Annotated in this window: 13 protein-coding genes and 2 pseudogenes; 9 read left to right on the plus strand and 6 right to left on the minus strand. The window is 62.2% G+C overall.

What is annotated here, in order from left to right; all coding sequences use genetic code 11:
• A partial coding sequence (locus AC04SH_RS21395; protein WP_488576538.1) for a porin occupies nucleotides 1-1,165 on the plus strand: 1,165 nt, incomplete at its 5' end.
• A 238-nt stretch (nucleotides 1,166-1,403) separates the two neighbouring features.
• The gene (locus tag AC04SH_RS21400; RefSeq protein WP_488576539.1) at nucleotides 1,404-2,477 is read left to right on the plus strand and encodes a tyrosine-type recombinase/integrase; all 1,074 of its coding nucleotides are present in this window, start codon (nucleotides 1,404-1,406) and stop codon (nucleotides 2,475-2,477) included.
• Nucleotides 2,478-2,537: 60 nt separating this feature from the next.
• On the opposite strand, the gene AC04SH_RS21405 is transcribed toward AC04SH_RS21400, so the two are convergent.
• Nucleotides 2,538-3,437, minus strand: a complete 900-nt coding sequence (locus AC04SH_RS21405; RefSeq protein WP_488576540.1) for an alpha/beta fold hydrolase — start codon at nucleotides 3,435-3,437, stop codon at nucleotides 2,538-2,540.
• A 435-nt stretch (nucleotides 3,438-3,872) separates the two neighbouring features.
• Nucleotides 3,873-5,906, minus strand: a complete 2,034-nt coding sequence (locus tag AC04SH_RS21410; protein ID WP_488576541.1) for a lytic transglycosylase domain-containing protein — start codon at nucleotides 5,904-5,906, stop codon at nucleotides 3,873-3,875.
• A gap of 242 nt (nucleotides 5,907-6,148) precedes the next feature.
• Between AC04SH_RS21410 and dapA the strand changes: the two genes are divergently transcribed.
• From dapA to AC04SH_RS21425, 3 genes are all read left to right on the plus strand, one after another.
• The gene (gene dapA / locus AC04SH_RS21415; protein WP_488576542.1) at nucleotides 6,149-7,030 is read left to right on the plus strand and encodes a 4-hydroxy-tetrahydrodipicolinate synthase; all 882 of its coding nucleotides are present in this window, start codon (nucleotides 6,149-6,151) and stop codon (nucleotides 7,028-7,030) included.
• A 25-nt stretch (nucleotides 7,031-7,055) separates the two neighbouring features.
• Entirely contained in the window at nucleotides 7,056-7,535 is a 480-nt protein-coding gene (gene smpB, locus AC04SH_RS21420) for an SsrA-binding protein SmpB (RefSeq protein WP_025583626.1), read from the plus strand.
• 89 nt (nucleotides 7,536-7,624) lie between these two features.
• On the plus strand, nucleotides 7,625-8,353 hold the full coding sequence (locus AC04SH_RS21425; protein ID WP_477234281.1) for a glycoside hydrolase family 25 protein: 729 nt from the start codon (nucleotides 7,625-7,627) through the stop codon (nucleotides 8,351-8,353).
• A gap of 1 nt (nucleotide 8,354) precedes the next feature.
• On the opposite strand, the gene AC04SH_RS21430 is transcribed toward AC04SH_RS21425, so the two are convergent.
• On the minus strand, nucleotides 8,355-9,266 hold the full coding sequence (locus AC04SH_RS21430; RefSeq protein WP_488576543.1) for a DMT family transporter: 912 nt from the start codon (nucleotides 9,264-9,266) through the stop codon (nucleotides 8,355-8,357).
• A 139-nt stretch (nucleotides 9,267-9,405) separates the two neighbouring features.
• Between AC04SH_RS21430 and AC04SH_RS21435 the strand changes: the two genes are divergently transcribed.
• Entirely contained in the window at nucleotides 9,406-9,879 is a 474-nt protein-coding gene (locus AC04SH_RS21435) for an Lrp/AsnC family transcriptional regulator (RefSeq protein WP_477234285.1), read from the plus strand.
• 16 nt (nucleotides 9,880-9,895) lie between these two features.
• On the opposite strand, the pseudogene AC04SH_RS21440 reads toward AC04SH_RS21435, so the two are convergent.
• A pseudogene (locus AC04SH_RS21440) lies at nucleotides 9,896-10,132 on the minus strand (winged helix-turn-helix transcriptional regulator); the annotation flags it as partial.
• On the opposite strand from AC04SH_RS21440, the pseudogene AC04SH_RS21445 reads away from it, so the two are divergent.
• A pseudogene (locus AC04SH_RS21445) lies at nucleotides 10,133-10,330 on the plus strand (zinc-binding dehydrogenase); the annotation flags it as partial.
• Between the two features lie 9 nt (nucleotides 10,331-10,339).
• Here AC04SH_RS21445 and AC04SH_RS21450 read toward each other — a convergent pair.
• Together AC04SH_RS21450 and AC04SH_RS21455 are read right to left on the minus strand one after the other, a co-directional pair.
• Nucleotides 10,340-10,990, minus strand: coding sequence for a uracil-DNA glycosylase (locus AC04SH_RS21450; protein ID WP_477234287.1), 651 nt, complete (start codon nucleotides 10,988-10,990; stop codon nucleotides 10,340-10,342).
• 12 nt (nucleotides 10,991-11,002) lie between these two features.
• Nucleotides 11,003-11,584, minus strand: a complete 582-nt coding sequence (locus AC04SH_RS21455) for a LabA-like NYN domain-containing protein (RefSeq protein WP_112560724.1) — start codon at nucleotides 11,582-11,584, stop codon at nucleotides 11,003-11,005.
• A gap of 331 nt (nucleotides 11,585-11,915) precedes the next feature.
• On the opposite strand from AC04SH_RS21455, the gene rpoZ reads away from it, so the two are divergent.
• Nucleotides 11,916-12,317 (plus strand): DNA-directed RNA polymerase subunit omega, encoded by a 402-nt coding sequence (gene rpoZ / locus AC04SH_RS21460; protein WP_027045279.1) that lies wholly within the window; start codon nucleotides 11,916-11,918, stop codon nucleotides 12,315-12,317.
• 127 nt (nucleotides 12,318-12,444) lie between these two features.
• Entirely contained in the window at nucleotides 12,445-14,676 is a 2,232-nt protein-coding gene (locus tag AC04SH_RS21465; RefSeq protein ID WP_477234290.1) for a RelA/SpoT family protein, read from the plus strand.
• The last annotated feature ends 16 nt before the right edge of the window (nucleotides 14,677-14,692 follow it).

Genomic DNA, 14,692 nt, shown 5'->3' on the forward strand with positions numbered 1-14,692 from the left:
TGCGCGCGCCGCCGACGCCGTCGTCGTCGCCGAGCCGGAACCGGCTGAATACGTCAAGATTTGCGACGTTTACGGCTCGGGCTACTTCTACATCCCCGGCACCGAAACCTGCCTGCGCATCGGCGGCTATGTCCGTTACGACATCGGCGGCGGCGACGTCGGTTCGTTCGACGGTGCGACGTCCGCCGATACTGAGGACGGCGGCAGCAACGACACCTGGTTCAAGCACGCCCGTTTCTCGCTGAAGACCTGGACCGGCCAGGAAACCGAGCTCGGCACCTTGAAGACCTACACCGAGACCCGCTTCAACTTCCAGAACAACAACCGTGATTCGGGCGCACCCGTTGATCCCGATGGCACTGGTCCGCTCCCCGTCGGGTTCGGCTCGCCCAACGCTGCCGGCAACGGCGGTGTTTCGCTGAACTTCGCCTGGATCCAGCTCGGTGGCCTGCGCGTCGGTAAGGATGAATCGGCCTTCAACACGTTCATCGGCTACGCCGGCAACGTCATCCAGGATACGCTCGTTCCCTACGGCGATTTCGACACCAACGTCATCCAGTACTACTTCGACGCTGGCAACGGCTTCTCGGCCGTGATCTCGCTCGAAGAAGGCGCGGGCGCCGGCACTCCTGGTGCCTACGGCGTCGGCACCATCGACAGCTACGTTCCGCATGTCGTCGGCGGCGTGAAGTACACGCAGGGCTGGGGCGCCATCACCGGCGTCATCGCTTACGACAGCAACTACGAGGAAGTCGCCGGCAAGGTTCGTTTGGACATCACCCCGATGCAGAACCTGTCGCTCTTCATCATGGGCGGCTACGGCACCGACGACAACCTGACGGATGGGACCTATGCCTTCCCGGCTGGTGGTCGCGGCTTCTACAAGCAGTGGGATGGTAACTGGGCAGTCTGGGGCGGTGGCACGTACACCATCAACGAGAAGACCTCGTTCAACGCCCAGATTTCGTATGACGAGGGTGAAAACCTCGGCATCGCCGCCAACATCGCCTACGACGTTGTCCCGGGCCTGACGGTCACGGCCGAAGTCGACTACGTCAATGCAGGTTCGATCGACAGCACCGATGGCCTGAACCACAACTGGACCGGTATTACTGATGGCGACGACGCCATCGGCGGCATGCTCCGCTTCCAGCGCTCGTTCTAAGGGCTGGCTTTATACAGGTGAATACCAGCCCGGGCGCTTCAACGCCCGGGCTGTTTTGTTTCGTGACTGGGTCAAGACAAGCAGAAGGAACAGGGGGAATCGGCAGCTGAACAGTCCGTAAGGGTGAGTTCGTGGGATCCGCTGATGGGCGGATGAATTCACAACTGCGTGATTAAATCTCTTGAAAGGACGCTTCCAAGCGGGTAGGTCTGACTCTATCCACTCGGGGGTGTGGCATTTGATGACCATCGAAGCGATACAAGAGGGTGATCCCTCCGAACATTTCTCAATGTTCTCTTCTCAAACCTCGAAGATAAAATACAGCTACAACAAGATCAGAGAAGTAAAGTCGCACAGGGTCGGAGAGCTTTTTTCAGCATACCGAGACATACTCTGGGATGATGGGCGACATAAGTACAATGTCAGCTCCTTCATCGGCGAAATAGACGAGATTCTCCTCGGAGAACGGTTCAGCGCCTTCGACCAGAGCACCCTGGACAATCTTATCGGCACCTTGCGCCAGCGCGGCAACAGCAACGCAACCATCAATCGAAAGATGGCTGCCCTCAGCAAACTGCTGCGCAAGGCTTACAAGATGGGGGATATCCACAGCCTGCCCGAGTTCCGCCGCCAGAAAGAGCGGGCGGGACGGATTCGTTTCCTCGAAAGGGACGAAGAGGCAAGGTTGTTCGCTGCCATCAAGAGCCGCAGCGAGGATGCCTATCGTCTCTCCGTCTTCCTCGTCGACACCGGCTGCCGCCTTGGCGAAGCCCTCGGACTGATCTGGAACGACATCCAGGAACATCGCGTCTCGTTCTGGATTACCAAATCCGGCCGCAGCCGCACCATTCCGATGACCGAACGGGTCAAAGAGGTGATCAAGCTGCCACCTTCAGAGGGTCGCAGGCCCAAGGGTCCGTTCACCAAACTCAGCCAGGCACAATTTCGCGCCATCTGGAACGATGCCAAGGCCGAAGTCGGTCTCGGCGCCGACGACCAGGTGGTGCCGCATATATTGCGCCACACCTGCGCCTCGCGTCTGGTCCAGGGTGGCATCGACATCCGCCGCGTGCAAATGTGGCTCGGCCACCAGACGCTTTCGATGACAATGCGTTATGCGCACCTGGCCACCAACGATCTCGACGGCTGCGTCGTCGTGCTGGAGACGCCGCGCGGCGAGGGTATGTCAGGCGAAAGCTCGGCCTTCGCATCTCCGCTGACCACTGTTTCAGCGGCAGCGCCGAAGCAAAAGGGCGAAGCGACCGCGGCGAAACCGGCCAAGGCGCCCAGGAAAAGCTCGAAAGCCAAATAGTTTCATCGAGTCACTCTTATACTGAAAAGATGACCCCAGGATCATATTTGATCTTGGGGTTTACTTTGTTCGAGCCGTGTTTTCCGCCTTGTCCAGGAAAGCTGCGATGGCGCCGGGCAGATCGCCTGTCTCCAGGAAGGGCGCGTGGCCCTGGCCGTCGACCGTGATCGCTTCCAGGCCGGGATGACGCTTGCCCATCTCTTCGAACGTCTCCACCGACAAAAGTTTCGAGTTGGCCCCGCGTATGGCAAGCTGCGGTATGGCTGCCAGCGCCTCGAACTGCGGCCACAAATCCGGCAACGGCTTGCTGGGGTCGAGGCCGGCCAGTGTCTCAACCAGCCTTGGGTCGAAATCCGGCATCAGCCCCTGATCCGTCTCGCGATAGAGAGCCGACACCATCCGCTCCCAATCCGCCTCGGTCAGCGCTGGAAAATCCGCGCCATGGGCGCTGCGTTGGGCATCGATTGCCTCGGCGCGGCTCTTCGGCTTTGGTGCCGGATCGAGATAGGTGCGGATATGAGCGAGCCCGTTCGCTTCGATCACCGGGCCAATGTCGTTGAGCACAATGGCTTTCAGCACGGCTGGCCGCAGCGCGCCGAGCACATGGATGATCAGCCCGCCGCGCGACGTGCCGATGAAGGCCGCTTCCGCGGTGTCGAGCGCCGTGAGCCCGGCGAGAATGTCGCCGGCCTCGATGCCGACATTGTAGTGGCCGATTTCAGGGTCATAGGCCGATTGGCCACGGCCGCGATAGTCGAAGGCGATGACCTTGCGCCGATGGTTGGCCCGCCGCGACAGATAGAGCGCAAGCTCATGAAAGTCGCGCGCGTTGCGGGTCAGCCCAGGCAGGCAGACGACCGGCCATGTTCCCGAGTTTGTCTCGCCATAGACGCGGGCGTGAAGCTTGAGTCCGTCCGGCGCGGTGTAGAAAAAGTCGGAAAAGCCGTCGCTGCTCGACATCTGAAGGGGCTCCCTGGTCGGATCGTCTCCGACTGCTACAGGTGAGGGTGGGGGCGGTCAAATAAGGTCTTCCCTTCCCCCTTGTGGGTTGAGAAGCGGTCCGCGTTAGCGGACGAAAAGCCACTTGCTTGGCTTTGAGAGCTTCGAACGCCCTGAGCCTGCGAAGGGCCGGGTGGTGGCCGATCCACCTGCCGGGTCCCCGCTGCTTCGCAGCGTCCCGGCGTTCGCCGGCCTTTCATCGTGCCACCGGCACGATGAATTCGCCTTCGGCGAACCGGCTGCTCACCCCACAAGGCAGGGGAATCGCATATGCGGAACAAAGATGGAATCTCGCGACGTTTGTTCTCGACGCGATTCCGATTTGTTCGCCGTTCGATTCCTCGAAAGAGTTCATATGCGATTGCCCTGCCCCACAAGGGGAGAAGGGGAAGGCCTTCAACTCCGCCCGTTCACCAGGTCACCAACAATGTCGTACTTGCCCGAAATGCGCATCTTGTAGACTTCGTAATTCTCCATCACGCGCTGAACGTAGCTTCTTGTTTCCGTGTAGGGAATCCGTTCGATCCAGTCGACGACGGCGTCGATGCCCTTGCCGCGCGGGTCGCCATATTTGGCCACCCATTGGCTGGCGCGGTTGGGGCCGGCATTGTAGCCGGCGAAGGTCAGCACATAGGACCCGCCGAAGCGGTCGAGCTGCTCGCCGAGGAAGGCCGCGCCCAGCGTCGCATTGTAGCCGGCATCGCTCGTCAGCCGATCCTGCGAAAAGCTCAGTCCCGCCTTCTTCGCCAATTGCTTTGCGGTGCCCGGCATCAGCTGCAGCAGGCCGCGCGCGCCGGCGCTGGAAACGGCGCCGACATTGAACTCGCTCTCCTGGCGGGCGATGGCATAGGCCAGCGCCTTGCCCGAGCCGGAAATGTCGGCGGTGTCGGGAATGACGCCCAGCGGATGCGACAGCGCGCCGACATCGATGCCGCGCGCGCCGGCGATCTTGCCGACCTTCAGCGCCATGAAATGGTTGCCCTGCTTTTCCGCCAGCACGGCCAGCAGCGCCAGTTCGCCGGGGCTGGTCAACTGTCCGGCGAGGTCGCGGTAGAGCGTCTCGGCATAGCGGTCATAGCCCGCCTCCTGCAGCCGCTTGATGGCGCTGACCGCTTCGCGTCCGTCAAAGCTTTGGCGGTCTGCGGTGCTTGGCTCGGGATAGACGATGTTCAGCGTGCGCAGACCAACCCGTTCCGCCGCCAACTGCCCGTAGAAAGTGGTGCCATAGGCCGCCGCCTTGGTGAAATAGGTCTTCGCATCGCCGGGGCCGCCGACTTCCGCTGCACGGCCAAGCCAGTAATAGGCGCGCGACAGAGACATCGGCCCCTGCGCGAGGTCGGCGATGCGTGCAAAATGGGTCGAGGCTGTCGCGGGATCGTTGAGGCCGCGCAGCGCATACCAGCCGGCGTGGAATTCAGCCTCGGCGGCACTGGCGGGGCTTTCGGCGGCATGCGCGGCAACGATCTTGTAGGCAGTCTTCCAGTCGCCCTGGTCGACCAGTGCGCGCGACAGCACACGGCGCTCGACCCACCAGGCATCGGGATCGACCAGCGCGTCGCGATCGGTTGGCGCTTTCATCACCACCTCGGCGGCATCCGCAAACTTCCGCTGCTTGCGCAGGTATTCGGCTTGCGCGAAGAAATAGCTGGCCGATTGCTGCGCCGCAGGCACTGCTTTCAACAGCTTGGCCGCGTTCTTGTCACCACGCGAGGCGGCGGCCCAGGCATCGGCCAGCGGTTGCGCGCCGGCAAGTGCTGCGACCCGCAGCGCCGAATTCTCCCGGTCTGCATAAAACATCCGTTCCATGCGGAAACGATGGTCGGCAGTTGGGATGATGGCGCCAAACTCCTTGATGACGGACGCCTCATCTTTCGCTTCCAGCTTTTCGGTGCGCCAGAACGGCGACAAAACTGAAAGGGCGGCCTTGGCGTTGCCCAGCGCCACATAGGATCGGGCCAGGATCACGACGCCTTCGAAGGTCAGCGGCTGGCTGCCATCGAAGGCCTTCACCACGGTCTGCGGCGACGGGCTTTCACGGTAGAGCGCGCGTTCGCTGTTCTTGCGCAGAGCGATGGTGCCCGGCCAGGTCGGCAACATCTTTGCGGTATCGGCAATCTCGCTGCTCGGCACACGGTCGCCGCCATAGAGCGCGATCGCCCAGGCAAGGATATGGCGGTCCAGCGAATTGGCCGGCAATGTCTCGCGTACGGTGCGCGCAGCGGCAATATCGCCGGTCGCCAAGGCGTCGAGACCGCTTTTCAACACAACGATACTGGCGGAGGGCGCATCAATCTGCGCGTCGTCCTGCAGGCCAGGCATCGGGATCGACGAGGTTGTCTGCTCATCGACGCTCTCATTTGCCGCCGTCCCTACTATCAGCAGGGCAACGGCGCCAAGCAATACGAAGCGGAGGGGCCGACTGGCCGGCATGATCCTGATCCCTGTTGCGGCACTTTAAATGGCAAGCCCAGGTGCCTCGAAGCCTAGACTTAGGTCGTGAAGAGCCCGTAAACAAAGGGTTGTCGAGGCCGTTCGAATTACGCTTGCTGGCACCATCGGCATGCTTGCCGCTGAACAGTGTCGAGACTATGGTGCGCGGCTTCGCTTTCGGCTAGAAGGCGCCGACGCTAAAACACACCAAGAAACCGAAAAGTCCCAAGGAGTTGGACGACATGCTGAGAGGCTCGCTTACTGCGCTCGTGACACCGTTCGAAAAGAGCGGGCGTTTCGACGAGAAAGCCTTTCGCGCTTTCGTCGAATGGCAGATCGCCGAGGGCACCACGGGGCTGGTCCCGGTCGGCACCACCGGCGAGTCGCCGACGCTTTCGCATGACGAGCATCGCCATGTCGTCAAGGTCTGCATCGAGGTCGCCAAGGGCAGGGTGCCTGTCGTCGCCGGCGCCGGCTCCAACAATACCGCGGAAGCGGTCGGTCTGGTGCAATATGCCGAGCAGGCGGGCGCCGACGCGGCTCTGGTCGTCACGCCCTATTACAACAGGCCGACGCAGCGCGGCCTCTACGAGCATTTCGCGGCCGTCGCCCGGGCGACCAGCCTGCCGATCATCATCTACAACATCCCGCCGCGCTCGGTGATCGACATGATGCCCGAAACGATGGGCCGGCTGGCGCACGACTTCAAGAACATCGTTGGCGTCAAGGATGCCACCGGCAAGGTCGAGCGTGTGTCCGAACAGCGCGCCACCTGCGGCAAGGATTTCATCCAGTTGTCGGGCGAGGATGCCTCGGCCCTCGGCTTCAACGCCCATGGCGGCGTCGGCTGCATTTCGGTGACGTCGAATGTCGCGCCGCGGCTATGCGCCGAGTTCCAGGAGGCCACGCTGTCCGGCGACAGCGCCAAGGCGCTGGAGTTGCAGGACCGTCTGTTGCCGCTGCACAAGGCCATCTTCCTCGAGCCCGGCCTGTGCGGCGTCAAATACGCGCTGTCGAAGATTGGCAAGGTCGAGAACGTTGTGCGCTCACCGCTGGTGACGATCGAGGCATCGACCGCCGAGAAGATCGATGCGGCGATGAAGCACGCCGGCTTGATAAATTGAGGATGAGGCGCCACCTCTCCGCATCATGAACCAAGTCAGAAAAGCCGATCCCAACAACAAGACCGTTGCGGAAAACCGCAAGGCGCGGTTTTCCTATGAGGTCCTCGACACGGTCGAGGCCGGCCTGGTGCTGACCGGCACCGAGGTCAAGTCTTTGCGCCAGGGCCAGGCCAACATCCAGGACAGTTACGCCTCGGTCGAAGGCGGTGAGATCTGGCTGATCAATTCCTATCTGCCGGAATATCTGCAAGCCAACCGCTTCAACCATGAGCCGCGCCGGCGCCGCAAGCTGCTGCTCAACAAGCGCGAGATGGCAAAACTGTCGCAAAGCATTGAGCGCGAAGGCATGACGCTGGTGCCGCTGAAGATTTATTTCAACGATCAGGGCCGCGCCAAGCTGCTCCTCGCCGTCGGCCGCGGCAAGAAACTGCACGACAAGCGCGAAACCGAAAAACAGCGCGACTGGTCGCGCGAGAAGGGCCGGCTTCTCAAAGAGCGTGGGTGAGGGGCCTCGGAGAATAGCCTTAGAAAAGCCAACGGTTTGGCTTTCAAGGGTTTCGACCAATCAGCCACGACGATGAACAGGGGATGGTCTTGAGAAACCGGATCATCCTTTGGGGCGCGGCCAGCTTGGTCTTTGCCGGCCTCGTCGCGGCAGGCGGCTTCTTCTATTTCCAAACCTTCTCGCCGGATCGCGATGCCTATCCGGTCAGGGGCATCGACGTTTCCCATCATCAGCGCGAGATCGACTGGCGGCGCGTTGCGGCCGATGACGTCGCTTTCGCCATCATCAAGGCGACTGAGGGTGGCGACCATGTCGACGATGCCTTCGCCAAAAATCTGCGCGAGGCCCGTGCGGCCGGCCTTGCCGTCGGCGCCTACCACTTTTTCACCTTCTGCCGGCCGGGCGCCGACCAGGCGAAGAATTTCATCGCGGTCGTGCCGCACGATCAGCCGCTACTGCCGCCGGTCGTCGACATCGAATTCGGCGGCAATTGCCCGCAGCGCCCGTCGCCGCAACAGCTGGGCGCGGAACTCCAGGCCTTCCTCGGGCCGGTTGAAGCCGCGTTCGGCAAGCCGGCGATCATCTACCTGACCGACGAGGCTGAGGACGCCTATGCCGAACAGATAGCTGTGCGGCCGCGCTGGCTGCGCTCGCTGGCGATCAAACCGAGCGAGGACGGCTGGATCTACTGGCAGTACCACAATATGGGCCGCGTCGACGGCATCGAGGGCGATGTCGACCTCAATGTGCTGCAGGGCGGGCAGCAAACGCTGGCTGAGTTGTTTGCACCATCTGCACAACCATCGCCATCGCCCTGAATCAGGCAGTCTTGGCCGCAGGTCTGGTGATGGCCGAAAAGGCCATTCCCGCAGCCATGATCACGATGGCGGCGAACTGGGTGCCGGTCGGCGTTTCGCCGAGTACCGTCATGGCGATCACGACCGTTGCGATCGGCACGCATGGCATGAACAGTGATGCCGTTTGCGACCCCAGCTGTCGGACGACATAGGTGTAGAGGAACATGGCGGCCGCACCTGCCAAAAACCCTTGAATGACGATCTGGCTGGCGATCTCGGCCACTGATGCGGCGCGCAGCCCGCTCGGGGCAAAGAAATAGAGCAATGGCAGCGGCACGCATGACAGGAGCACGACCGTTGCGGTCGCCGTGACCGGATCGACGCGCCAGCGCCGCACGAGAACGGCATAGGCGGCAAACATTGCGCCCGACGCGATGAACAAAAGATCACCGAACGGGACATCCTTCACGCCGCTGCCGGGGCGCACCGGCGTGATGAAAAGGATCAGCCCGGCGATGATGGCGGCGACGCCGATGGTTCGCTGGCGCGAGGCTTTATCAGTTGTAGCCATGTGCGACAGCACGAACGAGAAGAACACGATCGAGGCAGGGCAAAGTGCAGCGCCATGCGCGGCGGGCGCATAGGTCAGGCCCCAATTAATGATGATCGGGTAGGGCAGTCCGGCCAGCGCCGCCAGCGTCAAGGCACGTCTCCGGCCCAATGCGTTGATAGTCGCCAGGCCGCTTCTCCAGACGACCGGGAGCATGACCATGCCGGCGCCGATAAAGCGCAAGGTCGCGAGATCGGTCGCCGTCAGATGCTCCCGCAGGCTGAACCGGGCGGCGACGAACTGCAAGGCGTAAATGCCGATCATTGCCAGGCCGGCAAGAATTGCCGGCTTCGTGTTTCGGTCCTCTGCCGCGCGCATTCTCATCCCGTTGGATCCTGCCGGCGGAGGTTTCTTCCTCTAGCGGCTCTCGTTTAAAGCGCAGCCTATTGTTGAAAATGGTGCGACAAAATATGCTGTTTTCGCAATTGGGAAGTGAAAATCACACCACAGGGGCACCACGAACGTGAATCATGAATCCGATCAGCTTGATGCCATCGACCGCAGCCTGCTGCGGTTGCTGCAGGAGGACGGTCGCCGGACCACGCTCGATCTCGCCGCCCGAGTCGGCCTGTCGCCGACCGGCGCCAGCCAGCGGGTGAAGCGCCTGTTTCGTGACGGGTTCATCACTGCCGTACGGGCCGTGCTCAATCCGCAAAAGATCGGCCGGGGCACGCTCGTCTTCATCGAAGTCAGGCTCGACCAGGCGGCGCCGCATGTGTTCGACCGTTTCGCCGACGCAGTGGCGAAAGCCCCCGAAGTGCTGGAATGCCACATGGTCGTCGGCGGCTTCGATTATCTGGTGAAGGCGCGAATTTCCGAGATGGCCGCCTATCAGGATTTTTTGAAGCGCGTGATCCTGCCGCTGCCGGGTGTGCGGGAAACCCACACCTATGCTTCGATATCGGATGTGAAGCCGGACGCGCTGCTGCCGGTGTGAGACGGACTGCCTGAAGTCAGGCGGCTCGAGAGACCTCAGGCGCCAGCGTCACATTCGCATCGCCCCAGACTTTCAGGGCGGTGATCACTGGCTCCAGGCTTCTGCCGCGCGGTGTCAGGCTGTATTCCACCTTCGGCGGCACCTGCGCATAGACCTTGCGAGCGATCAGCCCATCCATTTCCAATTCGCGAAGCTGGTTGGTCAGCATGCGCTGGGTGCAGTTCGGAATGCGCCGGCGTATCTCGTTGAAGCGCGCTCACTGTATGAAACGCCTGATATTGCCGCGCAGGGCGCACATCTCAACGAACTGGCACGGCTTGTCGACGCCGGCACCATCCGCACCACTTTGGGCGAAACGTTCGGTCCCATCAATGCCGCCAATCTGAAGCGCGCCCATGCGCTGATCGAGACCGGCAAGGCCAAGGGCAAGATCGTGCTGGAGGGGTTCTGAGAGGAGGCGTTAGGTCCGCAGGAGTTCCGCGATGTCGCTGAATACCCTGACGAACATGGCTTCCGTCAAAACACCGGTGTTGGTGTTGTAGCGCGAGCAGTGATAGCTGGAAAACAGTGTAACAGCGCCGGCCTCGAGCCGGCCGCCATGTTTGAATGGATAGGCGGCGACGCGCTGGCCCAGCGCCCTGACCGTCGACTGGTGAGCGATCGAACCCAGCGCCAGCACCGCACGCAGCCTGGGGAAGCGCGCAATCGTCGGCACCAAAAAACTGCGGCAGGTGGCGATCTCGGCGCCGACCGGCTTGTTCTCTGGCGGCACGCAGCGCACCGCATTGGTGATCGCGGTGCCGACCAGCAGCAAGCCGTCATCGGGCCGCGCCTTGAATTCGCCGCGCGCAAAGCCGTGCGCGATCAGCGTCGAATAGAGCAGGTCGCCGGCATAGTCGCCGGTGAAAGGCCGCCCCGTCCGGTTGGCGCCGCGCAGGCCGGGCGCCAGTCCGACGATCAGCAGCTCGACGGCGCCGTCGCCCTCAGGCGGCAGGAAGGTCGGCACCGGCGCATTGAACCATGACGGCTCGCGCTGCCGCCAGTCTGCGATGAAATCATGCAGGCGCGGGCAGAGTGGGCAGTCGCGGTTCGGCTCGGAAGCGGCGTTCAAGGCGGCCGCTTCTCAATAGTCTTCCTCGTCGACCTCGGCCGGCTCGGGCCGGCGCACCGGCCGCTCGGATGGATCGCGGCCAACCTCGTTCTTCAGCGATGTCAGGTCGATGAAGTGGTCGGCCTGGCGGCGCAGATCGTCTGAGATCATCGGCGGCTGCGAGGCCATGGTGGAGACGATCGAGACCTTGCGGCCGCGCCGTTGCAGCGCTTCGACCAGCGTGCGGAAATCGCCATCGCCGGAGAAGATGACATAGTGGTCGACGACATCGGCAAGTTCGAGCGCATCGACGGTCAACTCGATGTCCATATTGCCCTTGATCTTGCGGCGGCCGGTCGAGTCGGTGAATTCCTTGGCCGGCTTGGTCACCACCTTGAAGCCATTATAGTCGAGCCAGTCGATCAGCGGCCGTATCGAAGAGTATTCCTGGTCCTCGACCAATGCAGTGTAGTAGTAAGCGCGCAGCAGATAGCCGCGCTTTTGAAAGCTCGACAGCAGTTTGCGGTAGTCTATGTCGAAGCCGAGTGCCCGCGAGGTGGCGTAAAGATTGGCGCCGTCGATGAAAAGAGCGATTTTTTCACGGGGGTCGAACATGGCAATATTCCTTTTTCGAAATAGGTGGCGGACTAATCGAAATGGGTCTGATATATCGGTCGGCTCGTAAATAAACCGGCTGACCTTTCGTCAACCGAGATAGCGCCAGTTTTACGGCAATCCAAGGGTGCCTGGGCCGACTGCAAGCAATTGTGATCGGTGCCGTATCGTCGCCGGTGGGCAGGCTTCGCCGGCAAGGCATTCATCGGCGCCCGAAACCGGTATTGGTCGGCCCACGAGGTCACAGTGCCATAATGCTTGTATTTTGGCGGCGTTCGGGTTATGGACCGCGCCTGTTTTCCATCAAATCCAGGCATGAAAGGGGCAATCAATGGCCCGCGTAACCGTTGAAGACTGCATCGACAAGGTCGACAACCGCTTCGAGCTCGTGCTGCTCGCCGGCCATCGCGCCCGCCAGATCAGCCAGGGCGCGCCGATCACCGTGCCGCGCGACAACGACAAGAATCCGGTCGTAGCGCTGCGCGAGATCGCCGATGAGACGCTGTCGCCCGACGACCTCAAGGAAGATCTGATCCACTCGCTGCAGAAGCATGTCGAGGTCGACGAGCCCGAAGCCGACGGCGAGGCGATCGCCGACCAGACCGGTGGCGCAGTCGCGGCAACCGATGCCGACGACGCCGAAGAAAACGTCACCTTCGATCGCATGACCGAGGAAGACTTGCTGGCCGGCATCGAAGGCCTGGTACCGCCAGAAAAGAGCGACGACTACTAAGCGGCGCTCTGGACCTGCCGGGAATATGGTTCCGTCACTTCCGTCCCGTCAGTTTCGTGGCTATCTATGAGATGCGCCGTACGCTAGTGCGGCGCATCAATCATTTCAGCACCGCGAGAACCCGCCCATGATGCGTCAGTATGAGCTTGTCGAGCGCGTCGCGCGCTACAAGCCTGACGTCAACGAGGCGTTGCTCAACAAGGCCTATGTCTACGCCATGCAGAAGCATGGCCACCAGAAGCGCGCGTCCGGCGATCCCTATTTCTCCCATCCGCTCGAAGTCGCCGCCATCCTCACCGAAATGCACATGGACGAGGCGACGATCGCCGTCGCTCTGCTGCACGACACGATCGAGGACACGACCGCGACGCGGGCCGAGATTGACGATCTGTTCGGCCCCGAAATGGGCAAACTGGTCGAGGGCCTGACAAAGCTGAAGAAGCTCGATCTCGTCTCCAAGAAGGCCGAGCAGGCGGAGAACCTGCGCAAGCTGTTGCTAGCCATCTCGGAGGATGTGCGCGTCCTTCTGGTCAAGCTCGCCGACCGCCTGCACAATATGCGCACCCTCGACCATATGCCCGAGGCCAAGCGCCTGCGCATCGCCGAGGAGACGATGGATATCTATGCGCCGCTCGCCGGGCGCATGGGCATGCAAGGCATGCGCGAGGAGCTGGAGGAGATCGCCTTCCGCTTCATCAATCCGGAAGCCTACCGCGCCGTCACCGCGCGGCTTGCCGAGATCTTCGAGCGCAACAAAGGGGTGCTGACCGACATTGAGAAGGCGCTGTCGGCGCTGTTCGAGAAGCACGCGATCAACGCCGGCGTGAAGAGCCGGCAGAAGAAGCCGTGGTCGGTGTTCCGCAAGATGGAGGCCAAGGCGCTGTCCTTCGAGCAGCTCTCCGACATTTTCGGCTTCCGCGTCGTCGTCGACAGCGTCGAAGACTGTTATCGCGCGCTCGGCGCCATCCACACGACATGGTCGATGGTGCCCGGCCGCTTCAAGGATTACATCTCGACGCCCAAGCAGAACGACTACCGCTCGATCCACACCACCATCGTCGGTCCGTCGCGCCAGCGCGTCGAACTGCAGATCCGCACCCGCGAGATGAACAAGATCGCCGAATATGGCGTCGCCGCCCATTCGATCTACAAGGACACCGGCGGCAAGACCAACGGTGCCGCGCATACGATCTCAAAAGAGACCAACGCTTACGCCTGGTTGCGGCGCACCATCGAGCAGTTGGCCGAAGGCGACAATCCGGAAGATTTCCTCGAAAACACTAAGCTCGAGCTGTTCCAGGACCAGGTCTTCTGCTTCACGCCGAAAGGCATGCTGATCGCGCTGCCGCGCGGCGCTACCCCCATCGATTTTGCCTATGCCGTGCACACCGATGTCGGCGACACCTGCGTCGGCGCCAAGGTCAATGGCCGCATCATGCCGCTGATGACCGAGCTCAAGAACGGCGACGAGGTCGAGATCATCCGCTCCAAGGCGCAGGTGCCGCCCGCTGCCTGGGAATCGGTTGTTGTCACCGGCAAGGCGCGCTCGGCCATCCGCCGCGCCACCAAGAACGCCATCCGCAAGCAGTATTCGGGTCTCGGCGCCCGTATCCTCGAGCGCGCTTTCGAACGCGCCGGCAAGACCTTCACCAAGGAAAACCTGAAGCCGGTGCTGCACCGGCTGGCGCGCAAGGACATCGAGGATGTGCTGGCCTCCGTCGGGCGTGGCGAGCTTGCCTCCACCGACGTCATGAAGGCGGTCTTTCCCGACTACAAGGATGAGCGCGTCACCGTGAGTGCCCCCAAGCAGCGCGAGGAAGGCTGGTCGAAGATCCGCAACGCTGCCGGCATGCTGTTCCAGATGCCCGGTACGCGAGCCGCGCGCAAGGACAAGGGCCAGCCGCGCGATGGCGCTGTGCCGATCCGCGGCGTGCGAGGCGACCTGCCGGTGCGCTTCGCGCCGGAAGGAGCCGTGCCCGGCGACCGCATCGTCGGCATCGTCCAGCCCGGCACTGGCATCACCATCTATCCCATCCAGTCGCCGGCGCTGCAGGCCTTCGATGACCAGCCGGAGCGCTGGATCGACGTGCGCTGGGACATTGACGAGCAGACCAAGGAACGCTTTCCGGCGCGCGTCTCGGTCACCGCCATCAACGCACCGGGGTCGTTGGCCGACATCGCCCAGGTGGTTGCCTCGAACGACGCCAACATCCATACCCTGTCGATGGTGCGCACCGCGCCCGACTTCACCGAAATGCTGATCGATCTCGAAGTCTGGGATCTGAAGCATCTCAACCGGCTGCTGTCGCAGCTCAAGGACAATTCGAGCGTCAGCGATGCGCGGCGCGTCAACGGCTAACCACTGATTTCGGGGC

The sequence above is a fragment of the Mesorhizobium sp. CNPSo 4688 genome (assembly GCF_057784295.1).